The 6,000-nt window shown below is 70.2% G+C and carries 6 protein-coding genes; all 6 read right to left on the reverse strand.

All coding sequences use genetic code 11. The features are described from left to right. Nucleotides 1-111: 111 nt before the first annotated feature. Nucleotides 112-1,263, reverse strand: a complete 1,152-nt coding sequence (locus tag VKT83_17265) for an ABC transporter ATP-binding protein (protein ID HLY24218.1) — start codon at nucleotides 1,261-1,263, stop codon at nucleotides 112-114. Further along, complete coding sequence (locus tag VKT83_17270; protein ID HLY24219.1) at nucleotides 1,260-2,153, reverse strand: ABC transporter permease; 894 nt, start codon at nucleotides 2,151-2,153, stop codon at nucleotides 1,260-1,262. The genes VKT83_17265 and VKT83_17270 overlap by 4 nt, the downstream gene beginning before the upstream one ends. Beyond that, a complete protein-coding gene (locus tag VKT83_17275) occupies nucleotides 2,140-2,985 on the reverse strand; it encodes an ABC transporter permease (GenBank protein HLY24220.1) in 846 nt (281 codons plus the stop codon). Before VKT83_17275 ends, VKT83_17270 begins: the two co-directional genes overlap by 14 nt. After that, nucleotides 2,970-4,085: an ABC transporter substrate-binding protein gene (locus VKT83_17280; GenBank protein ID HLY24221.1), complete on the reverse strand. Its 1,116-nt coding sequence runs from the start codon at nucleotides 4,083-4,085 to the stop codon at nucleotides 2,970-2,972. Before VKT83_17280 ends, VKT83_17275 begins: the two co-directional genes overlap by 16 nt. Nucleotides 4,086-4,122: 37 nt before the next feature. After that, on the reverse strand, nucleotides 4,123-5,448 hold the full coding sequence (locus VKT83_17285) for a glycine/betaine/sarcosine/D-proline family reductase selenoprotein B (GenBank protein HLY24222.1): 1,326 nt from the start codon (nucleotides 5,446-5,448) through the stop codon (nucleotides 4,123-4,125). A gap of 33 nt (nucleotides 5,449-5,481) precedes the next feature. Next, the coding region (locus VKT83_17290) for a glycine/sarcosine/betaine reductase component B subunit (protein ID HLY24223.1) at nucleotides 5,482-6,000 on the reverse strand (519 nt) is incomplete at its 5' end.

Consider the following 6,000-nt stretch of genomic DNA (forward strand, 5'->3'; position numbering starts at 1 on the left):
GAGGGGTATCGGACGACTCAGGGCTTTTCGAAAACCCTTATTTTACCGGAGCCGGCGATCGGATTTGAACCTGGTGACTTGCGCATTACGAATCCGCTGTCGCGCGCCAGCCTATTCCTCGTAGAGAATCTGCGCGTCCTCGGTCCGCCACCCGATCCGGACGCGCTGGCCGGGTCGCGCCGCGGCCGCCGGCCCGTCCTCGCCAGTCTTCATGATGAGGTCCTGCCCGCACGCCTGGATGGTGCAGCGCACGTAGGAACCGGCGAACGTCTGGTCCTTCACCACGCCTTCGATCGTGTTCTCCGCCGCCTCGCCGGGGAGGAGACAGCGGATGCGCTCGGGGCGGACGGAAATCATCGCGCACCGCTCGCCGGTCCCGTCCTGCTGGGGATCGGCACACTGCGCCCGCCCGCCGGACCCGTCGGGCAGGACGACGCTGCGGCAGGGGCCGTCGCCCTCGACGCGCCGGCACGGCACCAAATTGGTCTCGCCGAGCGCGGCGGCGACAAAAGGGGTGGCGGGCCGCCGGTAGAGGTCGCTCGGCGCCCCGATCTGCAGCAGCCGTCCGTCCCGCATGATGGCGATGCGGTCGGACATCACCATCGCCTCTTCCTGATCGTGCGTCACGTAGAGCACCGAGATGCCGGTGCGCCGCTGGATCGACTTGATCTCGATCTGCATCGACTCCCGCAGCCGCTTGTCGAGGGCGCCGAGCGGTTCGTCGAGCAGCAGCGCCGCGGGATCGAAAATGAGCGCGCGGGCTAGGGCCACCCGCTGCTGCTGGCCGCCGGACAGCTCGCGCGGCTTTCGCCGGGCAAACAGGCTCAGGCCGACCTTGTCCAGCATGTCGGCGGCCCGAGCGCGGCGCTCGCGGGGCGACATCCCGCGCATGCGCAGCGGAAACTCGACGTTCTCAATCACCGACATGTGGGGGAAGAGCGCGTAACTCTGAAAGACCACGCCGAAATTGCGGCGCTGCGGCGGCTCGTCGACAATCGAGCGCCCCCCGATTCGGATGTCCCCCCTGCTCGGCTGCTCGAACCCGGCCACCATGAGAAGCGTCGTCGACTTGCCGGACCCGCTCGGGCCGAGCAGCGTGAGAAACTCGCCCTGCCGCAGCGTAAAGGTCACATCCCGCACGACGTGCGGGCCGCCGTACGACTTCGCGAGGGACACGATCTCCACGTCCCGGGGGCCGGCCGTCGCGGACGGCGCCGCCGCGTCGCGCCCCGGCAGCACGGCGGGAACCGGCGGGCGCCTCATTCGGGCGATCCGGCGGCGGGGCGCCCGCCCCAGCGCGCGGACCGCCGGCCTACCAACGCGGCGGCTTGGACGGAAAACACGAGCGTCGCGACGCCGACCAAGAGGGCCGCGACCGCGGCGATCTTGGGCGACAACTCGTACTGGATGTCCGTGAACATTTTGACCGGCAGCGTGGTCGCCTGAGGGCCCTGCTGAAAGAGGGCGATGACCGTTTCGTCGAACGACGCGATGAAGGCCAGCAGCATGCCGGCCGCGAGCCCCGGGCGGAGCACGGGGACGTAGACGTGCCGGAACACCGACAGGCTGCCGGCGCCGAGGCTGCGCGCCGACCGCACCAGCGCCGGATCGAGGCCTGCGAGGCTGGCCTGGACGGTGATGAACACGTAGGGCGCCGCCAGCACGCTGTGCGACAGGCCGATGCCGGTCCACGTGCCGGTCAGGTGGAATCTAAGCAAAAACTCGTAGTCCGCCAGCGCGAGCACGATCAGCGGGGCGACGATGGGCACCAGAATGACGCTCTGCAGGAGCCCCTTGCCGGCGAACTTGGCCGAGTGCAGCGCCATCGCGGCCATCGTGGACACGACGGTCGCGATCGCGACCGCGAGGCAGGCCGCCTTGAGCGACACCGCCCCCGCGCTCATCCAGGCGCTGTCGTGGAAGAGATCGCGAAACGGCCGCAGGGAGATCCCGCTCGGCGGGAATTCCAGGAGCGGCTTGGGGGTGAACGCCATCGGGACGACGACCAGCGTGGGCAGCATGAGGAAGACAAAGATGGGGACGCACGCCGCGAAGAGCAGCGTGCCCGCGGGTGAAAACGGCCACCACCGCCGCCCCGCGGCGCGCGGCGGCCGGCGGAGGGAGGCGGCGAGCGCCTCGTCAAAGACGCCCAAACTGCCCCTCCTTAGGCAGCCACTGGTAGACGCTCACGAGCAGCGACACGCCCACGATGATCATCACGGCGAGCGCCGACGCGGCCCGGAAGTCCACCAGTTGGCGCGCGTACAAATCGACCAGGTTCGCGGCCATCATGTCCCGCGGGCCGCCGAGGATCACCGGAGTGATGAAGAACCCGGTGCAGATGATGAACACGAGCAGCGTCGCCGCGTACACGCCGGGAAGCGTCAGCGGCACGATCACGAACCAGATGGCCGCGGCGCGCGACGCGCCCAGACTCGCCGCCGCCCGCTCCAGGCGCGCATCGAGGGACGACATCGTCGCGAAGATCGGCAGGACGGCGTACGGCAGCACGTAGTGCACCATCCCGACGATCACGGCGAACCGGTTGTGCAGCAGCGCCGGATGGCCCGGCGCCCCCAGCTTGCGCAGCAGGGTGTTGAACACCCCGTTGTCTTGCAGCAGCGCCGCCCAGGCGAAGTTCTTGACCAGCACGGCGGTCCAGAACGGCAGCAGCACGAGGGCCACGGCGAGAGGACGCAGGCCCGCCGGCGCGCGCCAGATCGCCGCGGCGCACAGGTACCCGAGAACCACGGCGATGGCCGTCGTGACGGCGCTGATGACGAGCGTGTTGACCATCACCGGCCGGAACAGCGGGGTCCGGACGACGTCCCCGTACGCGGCCAAGCCGCCCTCGAGGCTCGTCCGCGCCAGCAGCGCGAGCGGCCAGACGAGCAGCAGCGCGTAGACCACGCACAGCGGCACCAGCAGCGAGGCCCGGGCCAGGGCCTCGCGGAACGGCACGCCGCCCGTCAGGCGGCCTGCCACTCCTTGAACCGGATGACCGTCTTCTCGAGGTTGTCCGCCCACCAGTTCTCGTCCTTGTAGAGGATCTTGCCCTTGAGCTTGGGGCTGGTCGGCAGCTGATCGGCTACCTCCGGCGGCACCAGGCGGACGGCCGCGGCGTTCCCGGTCGCGTAGGTCAGGAGCGACATGTAGGTCGCCGCGCCGACGTCGTTCGTCGCGACGAAGTTCAGGAACGCCAGCGCGGCCTCTTTGTTCGGCGCGCCTTTGATCACGGGGAAGTACGATCCGGACGCGACGTCCTGATCGAGAGTGTACTGGAGCTTCGCACCGTCCCGGCGGGCGACGATGACCCGGCCGCTGAACGCCGTCGCGAGCGCTACCTCGCCCGACGTTAACTGCTGGATCGGCTGCTGATTCGCGCTGTGCCAGATGATGTTGCGCTTGCCGAGCCGGTCCAGGCTCTTCAGCGCCCGCTCCACGTCGAGCGGGTACACCTGCGACACCGGCACGCCGTCCGCCATCAACGCCGCCTCGAGGATGCTGCCGTCGGCGACGTTCTGGTACACGGACCGCTTCATCGGGTAGCGGCCGGTATCCCAGAAGTCCTTCCAGGTCTGGGGCGCGTTGGCGTCCGGGATCTTCCGCTGGTCGTACGCCTTCGTGAACAGGTAAACGGAGTACTTGAACCCGTACGGCGTCTTGAGGTAGAAGGGCACCTTGGACATATCGACCTTGTGCGTGTCGATGCGCTCGAGGAGTCCCTGCTTCACCGCCGTCGGCATCTCGCTGCCGTCGAGGCCCACGATGTCCCACTGCGGGTTCCCCGACTGCGCCTGCAGCTTGGCGAGGGCGAGCGAGGCGTTCGCGCCCAGGTTGACGTGGATGCCGGTCAGCTTTTCGAACGGCTCGGCCCAGGCCGTGCGGATCGCATCGTTGGAGACGCCGCCGTACCCCGCGAGGTTGACGACCTTGCCGGCGGCCTCCGCGGCCCGCGGCCGCTCGACGAGCGCCAGCGCGGCCGGCGCGGAGATACCCAGCAGGGCTGCCTGCCGGAGAAGCTCGCGCCGGCTCATCCGTCCCCGGAGCACCTGCAGCGCCACGTGCATCTGATTCTCGGTCATCGCCGCCCCCCTCTCTGTGTCGCCCGATCGCATGCGCCTACCGCATCACGTACTCGGCCACTTCAAACGTCGTCGGCTGCTCGACGGGTACGGTCAGCGCCCGCAGGGCGGCCTCGACGACCTGCCGCCGCCAGAGAAACTCACCCTCCGGCGTGCGGTTCGGGTCGCCGAAGGGATGGTGGAAGCGGCCGGCCCGCAGGATCCGGTTCGCCCCGACGCGCGTCGCCACGGTGAACAGACAGGTGCAGACGACCGCGGGGATGCCGATCCGTTCAATCTCTTTTCCAAGCGTAGCGCCGCTACGCGTGCCGGTCCCTCAGGTGGCCGGCAAGATCACCGCGGTCACCCCGGCCGCGGCGATCTCCCGGGCGATCTCCCGGCCCATGCGGCGCATTTCGGTGGGATTGCCGATGCTGCCGCAGGTGACGAAGTACTCGGGATGGAGGCGTCCGATCAACCGCTCGTGCTCCATCGCCCGCAGCGCGTCCACCGGCAGGACGCGGTTCGCGTCCTGATTGACCCATGCATTGTCGTACCCGCCGTGGATCGACTCGTAGTCTCCCGGCCGGAGCCGCTCCATGCCCTCGATGCTGTACCGGGCCCAGCGCGTGGCCCGCGCGGCTTCGATGCCGTCGGGATTGCCCTTTGGGACCACGCCCGCCTCCGTGACGAGGGCGATCGTGGCGTGCGCGAGATCGGCCACCGGCGGCGGCGGGGCGACCCGATCGCGCACTTCGATCGGCAGCTCGGTCTCGACGGCCGCGCCCCCGAGCCGGCCGAGCAGCAGGTCGACGGCGCGCGCGGCCGCGGGGCGGCCGGTGCCCGTGTTGCGGCGGATGCCCCGCGGCAAGTAGCCTTCGGTCCGCGCCGGTCCGAGCCGCTGCCCCGAGCGCAGCCGGCGGGCCAGCCGCGCCATTCCCTCGAGCGCCGCGTCCATCTCCACGCTCGTCTCGCCGGTCGGCACGATGTAGATCGGCGGGTCGAGGGGCTGGGCGCCGGGGTTATCGCGGTGCATGCCGGCGAGCGCGGGGATGCGCAGCTCCGCGCCCACCCGCGAGGCGACGGCGGCGCACGCCAGGCCGTACCGTCCCGAGGCGAAGGCGGGGCCGGCAACGAGCACGTCGGGCGCCCACTCCCGCGCCGCGGCGGTGATCTTGGCAAGCGTCTCGTCGCGGCGCTCGTGGAAGGCGTTGTCGCCGCACACGAGCGTGGCGACCACGCGTCCATCCCCGCCGAGGGCCTGCTCGAGCCGCCGGCCCGGTCCCACCGGCCCCTCGCGCACCGTGAACGGCGCGTCCGCCTCCGCTTCTCCGCCGATGCCGCCGTAGAATTGGTTGAGGTAATGCACCACGCGGAATGCCATTGCGCGACGCCTCCCTGGGAGCCGGTGCCCGGTTCAGTACTCGACGGCCGTAAAGCCGGCCGACGCCATGCGCGCGAGCCCGCAGAAGCACTCCATCGCGGAGACCCGCAGCGCGCCGTGTGGATCCGCGGTCGTCCCGCTGTAGTAGCGAAACACGTCGCCCCCGAGCAGGCGCTCCGGGCGGCCGGTCTCGAACAGCTCGTCGACGTTGCCGCTCGAGATGAGCGCCGTCGCCTCCTCAACGCTGTCGAGGAGCGGAGAGCTGTCGCCCTGCGTCCCCGCCAGCTCGTGCGCCACACCCACCGCCCGGACGCCGCGGCGTTCGAGGGCCCGGATGGTGAACATGTACTCGGTGACGGAATTCCCGGTGTCCTCCATCATGACGACGGCCGCGTCCGCCCCGAGCATCGCCGCGAGGTTCGCCGCGTACTGGGCCGAGCGCTCCTTCAGGAAATGGTTGGCGTTGGAGCCTCGGGTCAGAATCACCCCGGCCAGCGCCGCGTCGCGGCCGTGCCGGCGGTAGAGTTCGAGCACCGCGGAGTTGCGTGCGTG

It is taken from the genome of bacterium (assembly GCA_035308905.1).
In the GTDB taxonomy this organism is placed as follows: Bacteria; Sysuimicrobiota; Sysuimicrobiia; order Sysuimicrobiales; family Segetimicrobiaceae; genus DASSJF01.